General features: G+C 53.0%; 10 protein-coding genes. 1 reads left to right on the top strand and 9 read right to left on the bottom strand.

Annotated elements, in window-relative coordinates; translation table 11 throughout:
* The first annotated feature begins 63 nt into the window (after positions 1 to 63).
* Complete coding sequence (locus ACPGUT_RS02585; protein ID WP_423988680.1) at positions 64 to 2,616, top strand: penicillin acylase family protein; 2,553 nt, start codon at positions 64 to 66, stop codon at positions 2,614 to 2,616.
* 23 nt (positions 2,617 to 2,639) lie between these two features.
* Here the strand turns inward: ACPGUT_RS02585 and hflX are convergent, their stop codons facing one another.
* The 9 genes from hflX to dusB all read right to left on the bottom strand — a co-directional run bounded on the left by hflX (position 2,640) and on the right by dusB (position 14,766).
* Positions 2,640 to 3,926 carry a GTPase HflX gene (hflX, locus tag ACPGUT_RS02580; protein ID WP_423988735.1) on the bottom strand — a complete coding sequence of 429 codons (1,287 nt, stop codon included), beginning with the start codon at positions 3,924 to 3,926 and terminating at the stop codon, positions 2,640 to 2,642.
* Between the two features lie 9 nt (positions 3,927 to 3,935).
* Entirely contained in the window at positions 3,936 to 4,172 is a 237-nt protein-coding gene (gene hfq / locus ACPGUT_RS02575; protein WP_039018073.1) for an RNA chaperone Hfq, read from the bottom strand.
* 181 nt (positions 4,173 to 4,353) lie between these two features.
* Positions 4,354 to 5,874, bottom strand: a complete 1,521-nt coding sequence (locus ACPGUT_RS02570; protein ID WP_423988679.1) for a TrkH family potassium uptake protein — start codon at positions 5,872 to 5,874, stop codon at positions 4,354 to 4,356.
* A 2-nt stretch (positions 5,875 to 5,876) separates the two neighbouring features.
* Positions 5,877 to 7,253 carry a Trk system potassium transporter TrkA gene (gene trkA / locus ACPGUT_RS02565; protein WP_423988678.1) on the bottom strand — a complete coding sequence of 459 codons (1,377 nt, stop codon included), beginning with the start codon at positions 7,251 to 7,253 and terminating at the stop codon, positions 5,877 to 5,879.
* An 88-nt stretch (positions 7,254 to 7,341) separates the two neighbouring features.
* On the bottom strand, positions 7,342 to 8,751 hold the full coding sequence (locus ACPGUT_RS02560) for a sigma-54-dependent transcriptional regulator (RefSeq protein WP_423988677.1): 1,410 nt from the start codon (positions 8,749 to 8,751) through the stop codon (positions 7,342 to 7,344).
* A 7-nt stretch (positions 8,752 to 8,758) separates the two neighbouring features.
* Positions 8,759 to 11,029, bottom strand: coding sequence for an ATP-binding protein (locus tag ACPGUT_RS02555; RefSeq protein WP_423988676.1), 2,271 nt, complete (start codon positions 11,027 to 11,029; stop codon positions 8,759 to 8,761).
* 113 nt (positions 11,030 to 11,142) lie between these two features.
* Positions 11,143 to 12,663: a response regulator gene (locus ACPGUT_RS02550; RefSeq protein WP_423988675.1), complete on the bottom strand. Its 1,521-nt coding sequence runs from the start codon at positions 12,661 to 12,663 to the stop codon at positions 11,143 to 11,145.
* Positions 12,663 to 13,784: a two-component system sensor histidine kinase NtrB gene (locus ACPGUT_RS02545; protein ID WP_423988674.1), complete on the bottom strand. Its 1,122-nt coding sequence runs from the start codon at positions 13,782 to 13,784 to the stop codon at positions 12,663 to 12,665. The genes ACPGUT_RS02550 and ACPGUT_RS02545 overlap by 1 nt, the downstream gene beginning before the upstream one ends.
* Positions 13,771 to 14,766: a tRNA dihydrouridine synthase DusB gene (gene dusB / locus ACPGUT_RS02540; RefSeq protein WP_423988673.1), complete on the bottom strand. Its 996-nt coding sequence runs from the start codon at positions 14,764 to 14,766 to the stop codon at positions 13,771 to 13,773. Before dusB ends, ACPGUT_RS02545 begins: the two co-directional genes overlap by 14 nt.
* Positions 14,767 to 14,825: the final 59 nt, after the last annotated feature.

Below are 14,825 nucleotides of genomic sequence, written 5' to 3'. Positions count from 1 at the left end.
TGAAGTGGAAACATAAAAAGGTCAATTCCGACACCCCCGGAATGCAGTTATAAAGGCAGTTACATGGCGCGACTTATTCGCTGGACGTTCAGAACTTTTGCATCCCTTTGCGTCTTGGCTGTCTGTGCGGTTCTGATGGTCTGGTATCTGGCAACGCGATCCCTGCCCGATTATGACATGGATTACAGCCTGACGGGGCTGACTGGCCCTGTTGAGATCATCCGCACCAACGCCGCTGTACCCCATATTTTTGCTGAAACCGATCAGGATGCTTGGTTTGCCCTTGGTTTTGTCCATGCACAGGACAGGATCTGGCAAATGGTTATCGCACGGCGCACATCCCAAGGCCGCCTATCCGAAGTGTTCGGCGCTGACACTGCAGATACGGATGAAATCATGCGCCGCCTTGGTCTCTATACCGCTGCGCAGCGTTCTGTAGACGCCATTGATCCCAGTTCCATGACCGTTCTGAACGCATATTCTGCGGGTGTGAATGCTTGGATTGAGACCATCAACACCCAAGCTCTGGGTCGTGGTGCGCCAGAATTCTTCTTATTTCCGGGCACAGTGGAACCCTGGCAACCCGCCGACAGCATCGCCCTTGTTAAACTGATGGCGCTGCGCATGTCCGGACAACTAGAACAGGATATTCTGCGCACCCGTGCGGCGTTGCGCCTGTCCCCCGAACAGCTGGCGGATCTTTTGCCCGATGTGCCCGGAGAAGCCATCGGAGCCCTGCCTGGATATGCGGACCAACAAAGCGCCCTGCAACGCCCAACCACAGTTGCATCGGTATTTGATGAAATTCAGGGCGTTGCCACACTTCGTGGCGCCTTTGGTTCTGCAGGATCAGAACTGGGCACGCATATTTCATCGCCAGATCTGCCCCTGTCTCCTTTTCCCCGCCGTGCTTTCGCTGGGGCCTCAAACGTTTTTGCCGCAGCGCCTTCACGTTCGGCCTCCGGTGCAACGCTGTTGGCCAATGATCCGCATTTCGATCTTTCCGCACCCTCTGTCTGGTATCTTGCCAGAATGGAGTTGTCCGATGGGGGCCTGATTGGTGCAACTCTACCAGGTATCCCTGGTGTGTTATCTGGTCGGACAGATCATCTGGCTTGGGGGTTTACCGCAAGCACATTGGATGATCTTGATATCTTCCTCGAGGAAACCAATCCCGACAACAGCAATGAGTATCGATCCGCAGCTGGTTTCACTGCGTTTTCAGAACGTCAGGATAGAATACTGATCAAAGGGTCCTCTCCCCGCAACATCACCCTCCGCTGGAGCGAAAACGGCCCTATCATTCCCAACTGGCACTATAATGTTGGCGATATTACCCCTCCTGGTTTCCAGGCCGCGATCTCATGGACCGCACTGTCACCTTCCGACACAACCATCGAAACCTTTATCAAACTGGCGTCTGCTTCAAACATCGACGACGCGCTTGATGCAGGCGAAAGCTATATCGCGCCATCGATCAATCTGACGTTTGCTGAACCCACGCGCATCGCCATGAAAACCCTCGGAGCATTTCCCAAACGGTCTTTCCGCCAAATCGGCCAAGGGCGTATTCCAGCGATGGGCGCAGTTGCGGAAAATCAATGGCAGGGCCGTCTGCCCTATGACGCCAATCCCGAATTTATTGAACCGACCGGTGGGATCCTTGGCAATACAAACAACAAAATCACCGATGCGCCCTTTCCCCGGCATATGACGTTCAACTGGGGGGACAGTCAGCGGGTGCAGCGTTGGAAATTCCTGATGCAGAACAGACGTGTACATACACGTGACAGTTTCATCGATGTCCAACTTGATGAGGTTTCCACAGCCGCACGCACCCTTTTGTCCCTTGTTGGGGCGGAACTTTGGTACAACGGCACACCTGCCCCCGCAGGCACAGCAGAACGTCGTCGCCAGAAAGCGCTGGAACTTTTGTCCGTGTGGAATGGGGAAATGAACGAACACCTGCCTGAACCCCTGCTATACGCAACTTGGATGCGCCATCTACAAGATCGCCTGATCCGGGATGAGCTGGGGGATCTTGCGGATGAATTCAAAAGCCTTGAACCGCTGTTTTTAGAACGCGTCTTCCGTGACATCGATGGGGCCGCACGTTGGTGTGATGTGGTTCAGTCATCGACTGTGGAAACCTGCCCTGAAATGGCGCAGGCTGCGCTTGATGAATCCCTGATCTGGATCGAAGAAAACATCGGTGGCACACCAGAAAGCCAGCGTTGGGGCGATCAGCACGAAGCCTGGCAGGATCACGATGTTCTGGGTAAAAACACAATGCTGGGCTGGGTCGTGAATATTCGCCAATCCACCAGCGGCGGTGACGAAGCCCTCATGCGGGGCCGCATGATTGGCACAGGCGAAAATCCCTATGCCAATATTCATGCTGCAGGCTATCGCGGTGTCTATGACTTTGCCGATCCGGACAGTTCCGTTTTCATCCTGTCCACAGGCCAGTCAGGACATCCGTTGTCGCGCTTTTATGACAATCTGGGAGAGCTGTGGAGACGGGGTGAATACATCCCTATGTCCCTTGATCCGGAACTTGCGCGTGCCGCAAATGCAGGCACCTCCACGCTAACACCTATTGTTTCTTCTGAATGAAAATAAATGGATACCGGGAAAAACTAAAGTTCCCGGTATCTCTTTTTCTGTCGTGCCGTCCAAAGAAGATCCAGATGAAATCCGTCTTCTTCCTGACGTTCAGCTTCCACCACGCCCTGTTCAAACAACCACGCACGTTTGCGCCCGTCAGACCATGGCAAGACAATGGTTTCTTCGGTTTTTGGATCCGTCAGACTGTCAGACACCACCTCAAGAAGGTCATCCAAGCCCTGCCCGGTTAAAGCGGAAATCGCGAAATGGTCGTCCGAACGTTCAGCCCGGATCATGAGCGCTTCACGGCTGGCGTCATCCACAAGATCCAGCTTGTTCCAGACTTCAATCTGTTTGGTGTCTTCCCCAATGCCCAGCGTTGACAGAATTTCGGCCACATCTTTGGCCTGGGTTTCTGTGTCTGGGTGGGAAATGTCACGCACGTGCAAGATTAGGTCTGCGCTCAGAACTTCTTCAAGCGTCGCCCGGAAAGATGCCACCAGTTCGGTCGGAAGTTCCGAAATAAAACCAACGGTATCAGACAGGATCACATCGCGGCCAGATGGCAGTTTCACCGACCGCATTGTTGGATCAAGGGTTGCAAACAGCATGTCCTTGGCCATGACTTTTGCGCCGGTCAGATAATTGAACAGCGTCGATTTCCCGGCGTTGGTATAGCCAACCAGCGCAACAATTGGATAAGGCACTTTTGCCCGGGCAGATCTGTGCAGATCCCGGGTTTTTACAACCTTTTCCAGCTGTCGACGTAGACGCACAATTTGATCATCAATGGCCCGACGGTCCGCTTCGATCTGGGTTTCCCCAGGACCGCCAACAAAACCCAGCCCGCCCCGCTGGCGTTCCAAGTGTGTCCAGGCCCGAACAAGACGGGTCCGTTGATATGACAGTGCCGCCATTTCCACCTGAAGCACACCTTCACGGGTTTGCGCGCGGTCCGAGAAGATCTCAAGGATCAGCCCCGTCCGGTCCAGAATTTTGACGCTCCAGGCTTTTTCAAGGTTGCGCTGTTGCACAGGCGTCAGAGGCCCGTCAACAATCACAAGTTCCACCTCATTATCGGCCAGCATATTACCCAGCTCGTTGGTTTTTCCGGAACCAAACAAAAAGCCAGGGCGCACTTTTGGCAAAGGCACAATTGTCTGACCAGCAACTTCAAGACCGGGCAAGGCCGCGGTCAAAGCCACACCTTCCCCCAAAGCATGTTCAGCGGAACGACGGCCGCTGTCTTTGCGCGGGTCAGATGATTTTATATCGGGATGCAGCACCCAGGCACGGGTGGGCTGTTCCTGTCGGTCAATCGTCAAAGGTTACTCTTCTTCACCTTCGTACAGGCTGATCGGCTGGGACGGCATGATTGTTGAAATCGCACCTTTAAACACCAGCTGTGATTGCCCGTCACGACGCAACAGCACACAGAAATTATCAAACCAAGAGATAACCCCTTGAAGTTTAACACCATTGATCAGGAAGATCGTCACAGGAACCTTGCTTTTACGCACATGGTTAAGGAATGTTTCCTGAAGGTTTTGCTTATCGGCAGCCATAGGTTTTACCTTTTTTGTTCTTCTCGCCGGTCTGAAATCCGTCAGAAGACTGACATATCAGACTGTTTTTCTTGTTCAGTTCGGGGCGTGTCCGGAAACCTCACCCCTCCGTCGGGTCTATTTCAGCCTGAAAACAAAGCAATATGCAACATCCTTTTGCAGAATTTATGCATTGTTTTCCCTATTTGCGCCAGAAATCGGGGTTCAGCAGTGCTATAATTGCCAGGGTTTCCATCCGGCCCATGATCATTGCGACGCCCGCAATCACCTGACCACCACTGGAAAGTTCAGCCCAGGAATGGGCATCTGTGGCAACAACATCCGGTAATGGGCCCGTGGTGGACAGCGCCGCAACCGCAAAAACAAAGGCCGATTCAAAATCCAGCCCGGTCAACGCCAGGGCAAGACTGATCCCCGCAATGCTGACCGCCATCATCATAAAGAAGATCCAGGCCATATAGGCCCCTTGCCGCCCCAAGTGTCGTGTATCTTCGCCGACACCGGACACAATATGCGGATGCACCAGGGTCTCCATTTCCTGAAGGCCATGTTTATAAAGCGCATAGACCCGCAGCAGTTTCACACCACCAGCCGTCGTCGCAACACCACCTCCAACCATGGCAAGCCCCAGCAGGATCAAGCCAGGCGTTGGCAGACCTGACCAGCCACGCGCATCAGACCAGGCAACACTTTCAAATCCAGTGGTCGTCAGGAAGGACAAAACCGTGAATGCTGCGCCCCAAAACGCGCTGATCGCCGCAGTCAGGTTCTCCTGGTCGTTGAATTCCAACGCCCCCCACCAGTGGCGGGCAAACAAAAGGGTCGGCACCGTCAGAACCAAAGCAATTCCCATGCGAAATTCCGGGTCTTTCGGCAGACGCAACAGGCTGTCTTTCTGGGTTTCCGGTGCAAATGTCAGCCGTGAGATTGCAAAGAACAGAAAGATAAAGATCAGCATTTCCCCCGGAAAACCACTGCGCGCACCTTCAATCCCACCGACCGGCGAAATGCCACTTGTGGAAAGCGTCGCCATCGCGTGACACAAGGCAACAAAGCCTCTGTCACCACTGATAAACAGGAACGCCCACAACGCCACCGTCAGCCCCACATAGATTGGCCCAAGATGACGTGCATGATGCGCCAGACGTTTCGCAGGCGAGGCTTCACTGCCAATCCAGGTGAAATAGGTTCCGGTTCGGCTGCCACGGGATCGCGCGGTGACTTCAAATCCACCAAGATTCAGCGGCGCAAGGATGGCAATCGCCACCAGCCAAATGAAAAAGCCGCCCATCCAACCCACAAGGCTACGCCAGAAATGCAGGCTGCGTGGCAGGCGTGAGGGATCATCAAACAATGTCGCCCCGGTGGTGGTAAACGACGACAACATTTCAAAGTAAGCATTTGAAAAGCTGGTATTTTGCAGAGCTTCATAGAAAGGCACAGCCAGCATCACCGGCATAAATACCCAAGCGCCAACCAGCGACAGAAGGTGACTTTGCAGAACCGAACGCCCACGGTTGCTGTCTGTCGCAATCGCGATCAGAGCCGTCAGAATAAAGAACAAAACACCGCCATACAGGAAAACCCGCGCAACATGATCTTCGTCGAGCAGAACCGCCATAAAAGAAACTGGCAACATCGACAGGGCGGCTATCCCCATCAAAATAACCATGAACGGTAGGCGAAGGATCCGGTTCAGCATGATCAGAAGAAATCTACGGAAACCTGAAGCAGACGTTCGACTTCGGCCACATCCGCGGCCATCGCAAACATCGCAATCACATCGCCTTCATCAATGCGTGTCCCGCCCGTAGGACGCATCACTTTGTCCCCTTTTCGCAAAGCCCCAATCAGCACGCCTTCCGGAAAATCAATGTCACGGATGTTATGCCCACATATGGGCGATGTAGACAAAACCTGTGCTTCGATTACTTCGGCTTCGGCGTTACCGATTGAATAAATCTCGCGCACCCGGCCATGCCGGATATGGCGCAGAATAGAACTGACAGTGGTCACACGTGGGTTGATATATGCATCAATGTTCAGGGGCTGCATCAACGAGGTCAGGGTTGGATCATTGATCAGACAAATCGCCATTGGGCATCCCGCCGCCTTGGCGCGCACAGCCGTCAGTAGGTTCACCTTATCATCGTCCGTCACCGTCAGAACCGCATCGGCAGAGGTAATATTAGCCTCAGCCAACAGATCCGAATTCATCCCGTCTCCGTTCAGAACGATGGTCCGTTCCAGCGCATCCGCCGCGATTTCAGCGACGTCGCGATCCATTTCAATCACACGCGCCCGGATACGGCTTTTTTCCTGTTCCAGCGCGTGAGCAACAGCAAGGCCAACATTCCCCCCGCCAACGATCACCACACGTTCCTGTTTTTTCGACGATTTCCCAAACACATCCAGGGTGCGGGTCAGATCATCACGTAGGGTGAAAACATAAATCTCATCCCCAGCAAACAGCTGATCCCCGGCTTCAGGTGCAAACAGTGATCCCTCACGCCGCACACCAACAACCGTTGCGGACAGTGTCGAAAACAGATCGGTCAGTTGACGCAATGGTGTGTTCAGAACCGGACAATCTTCGTCCAATATGATGCCCAACATATCCACGCTGCCATCAAGAAAACTTTCGCGGTCAAAGGCAGATGGCGCGGTCAGGCGTTTTAGCGCGGCCTCTGCCACTTCGCGTTCCGGGCTGATCACCACGTCAATCGGCATGTGATCACGGCGATAAAGATCCGAATAGATCGCATCAAGATATGACTGGCTGCGCAAACGTGCGATTTTGCGTGGAATGGAAAAAACCGAATGGGCAACCTGACAGATCACCATATTGACCTCATCCGAATAGGTCGCAGCAATGATCATATCTGCATCACGCGCACCGGCCCGGGTCAGAATATCGGGATAGGACGCGGAACCTGCAATGCCCTGCACATCCAGCGTATCCGTGGCACGTCGGACCAATTCTGGATTGTTATCAACAACGGTTACATCGTTGTTTTCACCAGATAAATGCCGGGCAATTTGCCAGCCAACCTGCCCTGCTCCGCAGATGATAACTTTCATCACACTATCCTTTTGTGCCACATATTGCGCTGGTTTTCGTCGTCATAACATCAGTTGCAAGTCAGAAACAGCCCAACTGTATTGCAGCCTATTCTACAGCTTCGGTTTCATCCACATGGGCAACGCGCGCCCCGGCTTTGCTAGAGGTCACAACATTCAGTGACTTTAGCTTGCGATGCAACGCCGAACGTTCCATGCCTACAAAGTTAGCCGTCTTCGAAATATTGCCGCCAAACCGGTTGATCTGTGTCATCAGGTATTCCCGTTCAAACAACTCACGCGCTTCGCGCAAGGGCAATGTCGCCAGGGTGCCGGATAGAATAACACGACCGTTCTCTGCGGGTTCATCACTGCCTTGTGGCAGCTCGGAGACTTCGATAACGCCGCTATTTCCTTCAAGGATCAGAATACGTTCCAGCAGGTTCTTAAGCTGACGCACATTCCCAGGCCACAGGCTGGTCTGCAGGGCTGCACATGCATCCTCAGAAAGTTCTCGCAACGGCAGACCCTGACTTTCGTTCAGACGTGCGATGAAGTATTCGGCCAGTTCCGGAATATCTTCACGACGGTCTTCCAGTGAGGGCACAGAGATCGGCACAACATTCAGCCGGTGGTAAAGTTCTTCCCGGAAACTGCCCTTGGCAATTTCTTCAACCAGATCTTTATTGGTGCTGGAAATCACCCGGACATCCACAAGTACTTCCTGCTTGCCACCTTCCCGCATGAACTTTTGATCCACAAGAACGCGCAGAATTTTTGACTGCGTCCCCAAAGGCATATCAGCAACTTCATCAAAGAACAGAACCCCGCCATTGGCCTGCTCCAGTAGACCAGGTTCAACGCTGCCATCGGGGTTTTCGCTGCCAAACAGAACCTCTTCCATGCGATCGGGTTCGATGGATGCTGAATTCACAGAGACAAAGGGTGCTTCATTGCGGTTGGATTCCGCATGCACGTAGCGTGCAGCAATCTCTTTACCTGATCCGGCAGGCCCGGTCAGCATCACACGACCGTTGGATTTGGTCACTTTATCCAGCTGTGATTTCAATGCTTTAAAGGCAGGACTGCTGCCCACCATTTCATCCGAACTGTCGTCCTGACGCTTTAGTTCCTGGTTTTCGTGGCGCAGCTTTGATGCTTCCATAGCGCGGCGCACAACCACCATCAACTGGTCGATATTGAAGGGTTTTTCAATGAAATCATAGGCACCCTGGCGGATCGCAGCGACGGCAATTTCAATGTTGCCATGCCCCGAAATGATCACCACAGGAATGCTTGGCTTTTCACGCTTAATGGTTTTTAGGATATCAATCCCGTCCATATTGCTGTCTTTCAGCCAGATATCGAGCACCATAAGCGCCGGCGGGTTTTCTTCCACCAGTTTCATGCATTCATCTGAGTTTTTCGCCAGACGCGTCGAATAGCCTTCATCCTGCAAAATGTCGGAAATCAACTCTCTGATATCGCGTTCATCATCCACAATAAGAATGTCGTTCATAGGAACCTCACACTGCTTTCTTTGTTTCTGTGGCCGCAGCTTCGGTCAAAGGCAAAAGGACAATCGCCTTTGCACCTCTGTGGCTACAGCCTTCAAATTCATCCGCATCGGTCAGTTCAAGCGAACCGCCGTGCTCTTCGATAATCTTTTTGACAATAGGCAGGCCAAGACCTGTCCCACTGTCACGTGTTGTTACATAGGGTTCAAACAGACGCGCCCGATCTTCAGGCAGGCCATTCCCATTGTCACTGATTACGATTTCCATCTGATCGCCTCTCACGTTCAGAGTCACATGTACCCTTGGCCGGTAATGCGGCGTGGCACGGTTGTTTTCGATAAAGGTAGTTGTCGCTTCACCGGCGTTTTTAATCAGATTTGTTAGGGCCTGAGAAATCATCGTCTGATCAAATTCCGCCATAAGGGCCTGATCCGGCAGCAAAGATGTGACGTCCACATTTTCCTGGCCGCTTTGCTGCAAAGTCACGGCGTCGCGAACCAATGCTGTCATGTCAGCCGTGCGACGTTCAGGTTCAGGCATACGCGCAAACTGTGAAAACTCATCCACAATACGGCGTAGATCGCCTGTCTGACGAATAATCACATCCGCCAGCTGAACAAGCGTTGCCCCATCATCAGCAGACAATTTGGGTTCGTATTTGCGTTTCATCCGTTCAGCAGACAGCTGAATCGGTGTCAAAGGGTTCTTAATTTCATGGGCAATGCGCCGTGCCACGTCACCCCAAGCCGCCATTCGCTGGGCGGATACAAGATCGGACACGTCATCAAAGGCGATCACATAGCCTTCCTCTGCGCCTTCTTTATTGCGACGGGTTGCCATCCGAACCAGAAGAATTTCCTGTTTTCCGTGCCGGGTCACACGGATTTCTTCCTGAATGACATCCCGCTCTGTGCCTTGTAGTTTTTCAAACAAGGACGAAAATTCAGGCACTGCGACTGAAATGGCATCAGGGGCTGCGTCTTCTGCATCATGTGGGTGCATGGACAAAATACCTGTCGCGGCACGGTTCACGAACGCAATATTTCCTTCGTTGTCCAGCCCGATCAGCCCCGCAGTGACCGACGATAGAACAGAGTCAAACAACCGTCGCCGACGTTCGATCTGGCGGGTATTTTCAATCAGATTGTCACGTTGCGCCCGCAGCTGCAGGGTCATCTGGTTAAAAATCCGGCTCAGCATCGCGATTTCATCGTCGCCTTCTTCTTCCCGCACCTGCACGTCAAAATCACCTGCACCAACCTTTTGCGCGGCACCAGCAAGCTGTCCAACAGGACGCGCCAGACGTTCAGCAAACCACAGGCCAAGCCAGATGGCTGCAAGAATGAGAATAACGGCAAACCCCAAATAAAGCAGGCCAAATTCAAACAACAGGCGCCCACGTTCACTTTCCAGCTGCTGATACAGCCCGGCGGTTTCGCGGGTGTCATCCAACAAAGACAGCAATTCGCCGTCAACCGTCCGGCTGACATAAAGCATATGATCCGGATAGTTGCGCAACGCGATCAATACCCTGAATTCATTGTTTTCCCAGTCCTGAATAACCGGAACTTCACCGATCAGGGCTTTCGCAAGAATTTGGGGCTGAATAGATTCAAAATTAAACAGATATGATTGGAAACCACGGCTGCGCAACGCCCCGGCCCCATCCACCACAAAAGCTTCCTTCAGCCCCCGTTGAACTTGGGCCTGACCCTGAGACAAAACAGCTTGCAATTCGCCATCTGACAGCAAGACCCCGCGTCGGCTGCGTTCATCTTCCAGATATCGCGCCAATGCACGTGCATCCCGGGTCAGATCACGGCGGTGCTCCGCTTCATAGGCCTCCGCAGCACTCAGCGAAGATCCGACAACTGTGCGTACACGATCTGAAAACCAGCCTTCCAATCCAAAGTTGATTGTAAGCGCCGCAAAAACCGCCACAAGAACCGCAGGCAACAAAGCCACGATTGCAAACACACCGGTCAAGCGCAGGTGAAGACGGGATCCAGCGGACCGCGCCCGTCTCGCCGAAATCATCTGGGCAATACGTTGTAAAACAAGGGTCGCGATCGCCAGAACGTAAATGAAATCGATCAGCAGAACAGGTCGCAACCAATGTTCGTTTCCAACCGTTTCAAATGGTCCCAAGACGAGGAAAGTCAGCACAGCAAGAATTGGGCCGAGAACCACAAGCCCCAGCGTAAACATTGTCTGAACGCGCCGACGTTTGCGCAGCATATTCAGTTTATTCAGCGTTGCGTGTCTGCCGCGCAGCTGCATGTCCGTCCCTACCCATGATGTGCCGGACAGAGCGATTTCTTCTCACTGCCTGGCGCCGCCAAAATCGGTGACTTTTTTGTATTGAAACATATTCGTCACTCTATGTTGCCGTTTTACATCATTTTGCGACCGCGTGTCACGCGAATATCCAGATCTGTCAATTTCTTGCGCAGGGTATTTCGGTTAATCCCCAGAAGTTCAGCACATTTCGCCTGATTTCCATGGGTGTTTTCCAGGGAAATTTCGAACAATGGGATCTCCAGCTCACGCAAAATACGTTGATATAACCCAGGCGGAGGCAACGTATCCTGGTGTAAATCAAAGTAACGACGTAGATGGCGCGCAACACTTTCCCCCAGATTATCGCTGTGTGGATCGACTGCGGGGCCCGCCCCACCTGATGTTCCATGTCTCGGATCACCAGGCAAAACCCCGCCGATCAACGTTTCTGGCCTGTGAGAACGAAAAGAACTGCCCCCATGTGAATCCAGATCCTGTTGCAAAGCTAGCTTCACATCATCCCCGGAAATAACCGTATTTGAACCAATCGCCACAATCTGCCGGATGGTGTTTTTGAGCTCACGTATATTGCCCGGCCACCGGTGGTTTTTCAAAGCAACTTCCGCCTCCGGGCTTAAGGCGCGTGCAATGCCGTTGCTGCGCCCAACGCCAGGCCCCTGATCATCAAGGTCATTCGCCTGCAGAAATTCTTCTGCCAGAACGACAATATCCCCGCGGCGATCCTGCAACGCAGGAACGTGAATTTCGACCCCCTTCAACCGATAATACAGATCCTGACGGAACTCTCCGGCTGTCAGATACTGCGACAAATCATGCTGGCTTGTGGCAATCAAACGGGGCGCAACGCTGTCGGAAATACTGTTCAACCGGTCCAGAAACCGGTTCAACTTCAGTTGCTCATCGGCGGTGTAATCGGCAGGCTCATCCAGTATAAGTGTCCCCCCGGACAGCGCCGTCAGCAATGCATCTTCATCCGCCCTGATCCCGGGCAACGTTGGATCCAGCACGATGACCGCCCGTTCGGACCGTTCCCCCAGACTGTGAATGGCCCGTGCAACCCGGGATTTACCGGAACCGCTGGCACCGGAAACAAGCACAGGAATATCTGTATTCGTAATGCGCGCTATGGTCTGAAATACGGATTGCATTTCCACCGAACGACCGCTCAACGCGATCTGATGCCCCTCATTCGCTGCTTTAGCTGTAGGAACAGGTGTTTTAACGCCCTGTGGTGCTTTTGCCTGCCCTGGCGTTTCCTTCAAAGCCATCGCAGACCGATGCATCAGATCCGGCAGATCAAACGGTTTCGGCAGATAATCCCAGGCCGCAGCTTCATTCGCACGAATTGCCGTCATGATGGTGTTTTGGGCAGAAATCACAATGACAGGCAAACCTGGCCGCAGCTCTGCGATCCGAGGGATCATTTCGATACCGTTTCCATCGGGCATCGCCACGTCGGTGATCACCAGATCCCCCTTACCTTCGGCCACCCAACGCATCAGGGTTGTCAGCGAAGACGTCGCATGCACCTGCATGCCAGCGCGTGTCATGGCCTGGGATAAAACCGTGCGGATTGTACGGTCATCATCCGCAATTAATACTGTTCCGTCCATCACTTATCCCCCATCTTTAATTCTGATATCTGGCCAGATTTCCCAGCATCTGCCAACGGCAGAGAAATTGAAAAACACGTTTGCCCCGGTTCAGATACAACGCGGATCAGCCCGCCGTGCATCTCTACAATATGCTGCACCAATGCCAGCCCAAGCCCGGTTCCGTTCTGCTTGCCGCTGACAAAAGGATCAAAGATCCCGGCCAGTAGCGCGTCCGGAATACCGCAGCCATTGTCTGTGATCTCAACATGCAGTGGCAGTGTCTCAACACCACCGTCTGGCATGGATCGGCGCAGCCCCTGTTCGTAAAAACTGCGTATATGTATTTCGGGATTATGCTTGGCTGATGTTGTCTTATTCAAGGCCTCAGCGGCGTTCTTTAAAAGGTTCAGAAACACCTGAACCAACTTATCCGCATCCCCTTTGGTATCCGGCAACGAAGGATCATAGGCCCGGGTTATCTTTACGTCTTTGGCAAACCCGAGACTTGCAGACTGTACAGCCCGATCCAGAACATCATGAATGTTCACGGGCGTGCCGTCCGGCGGCAATACATTGCCAAATACTTCGACTTGCGACAACAATTTCACGATACGCTGACATTCGCCAACAATCAGATCTGTCAGTTCAGAAACTTCTTCATTTCCAGACATTTCAATCAGTTGGGCCGCACCGGTGATCCCTGCCAAAGGGTTCTTAATTTCATGGGCCAACATATCTGCCATGCCAACCACCGACCGCGTCACTCCATCAGGGGATGACAGGTTCTGAACCTTTGCCGGGGTTTCAGATGTCTGAAAAATAACCAAAAAACCTGCATCCACCGGCAAGACCTGCGCATGACATTCCAGCTGTGGGGCATTTCGAAACCTCAGCTTCATATCATTCACAGTCACCCCGGGTTTGCCGCTGCGAATATGGTTCAAAAGGTCTGTGATTGGCGGATGTGCTTCCATGATCTGATCAGGCAACGCCGCTAACATACCACGTTCTGATAGATGAAAACGCACCTGCGCCGCTGGGTTGGAACGCAGAATACAACCGCCGGCATCCAGCATCAGCATCGGAGACGGCAAAATTGACCAAAGCTCTTCTGAGGGAATGATATCAGCGCGTGTCATCACAGGCCTCGCTTTCCTGTTCAGTCAGCGCATCACTCAGCAAGGACAGAACCGTCGCAGGGGAACGTTCTGTCAGAACGGCGCGCCGCAGCTGGGCCCCTGTACCTGCTTCGTCCATATACCAACCCAGATGTTTGCGCGCGGTTCGGTTGCCAAGATCCGCACCGTAAAATGACAACATCGCCTCATAGTGCCCCGCGACCATATCAACCAGATCAGCCCCCACTGGTACGATGGGCGATGGCGTGCCGTATATAGACGCCGCGACCTGCGCCAACAGCCAAGGTCGCCCCTGCGCGCCGCGCCCAATCATAACACCATCAGCAGACGAAAGTCTCATCGCTTCAACAGCATCCGCATCGCTTTTAATGTCGCCATTTGCGACAACCGGAATGGAAACCGCCCGCTTTACGGCCCGAATAGCAGCCCAATCTGCCTTGCCTTTGTAAAATTGACAGCGCGTGCGCCCGTGAATTGTCAGCATCTGAATGCCCGCCGCTTCCGCCCGTCGCGCCAGCTCTGGCGCATTCAGCATTGTGTCATCCCAGCCAAGTCTGGTTTTCAAAGTAACGGGCAGATTTGTCGCGGCAACCACCGCTTCGATCAAGGTCAGGGCATGATCCAGATCTTTCAGCAATGCAGAACCGGAATATCCGTTCACAACCTTCTTTGCCGGACATCCCATATTAATATCGATAATACGGGCACCATTTCCTTCGACAATGCGTGCGGCTTCGGCCATCCAAGATGCTTCGCGCCCTGCCAGCTGAACCGACGTATTTTCCACTTGAAAACCAAGTTCGGCTTTTTCGCGCACACCAGGTTTGCTTTGCACCATTTCCTGGCTTGCAACCATTTCGCTGACAACAAGGCCTGCACCAAAACCGGATACAAGATTGCGAAACGGAAGATCCGTGATCCCCGCAAGCGGCGCCAGTAAAACAGGCGCATCAATCGCAATATTGCCAATTTTCAAAGTCACAGCATGATCCCTTCACGTCTCTGAACCACTGCAAGTCAGCAAACATCAATTGCCGCGCA

It is taken from the genome of Halocynthiibacter sp. (genome assembly GCF_049608145.1).
Taxonomy (GTDB): Bacteria; Pseudomonadota; Alphaproteobacteria; order Rhodobacterales; family Rhodobacteraceae; genus Halocynthiibacter.
The sequence above is the reverse complement of the archived record's forward strand: the minus strand, read 5'-3'. Positions and strand labels throughout refer to the sequence as shown.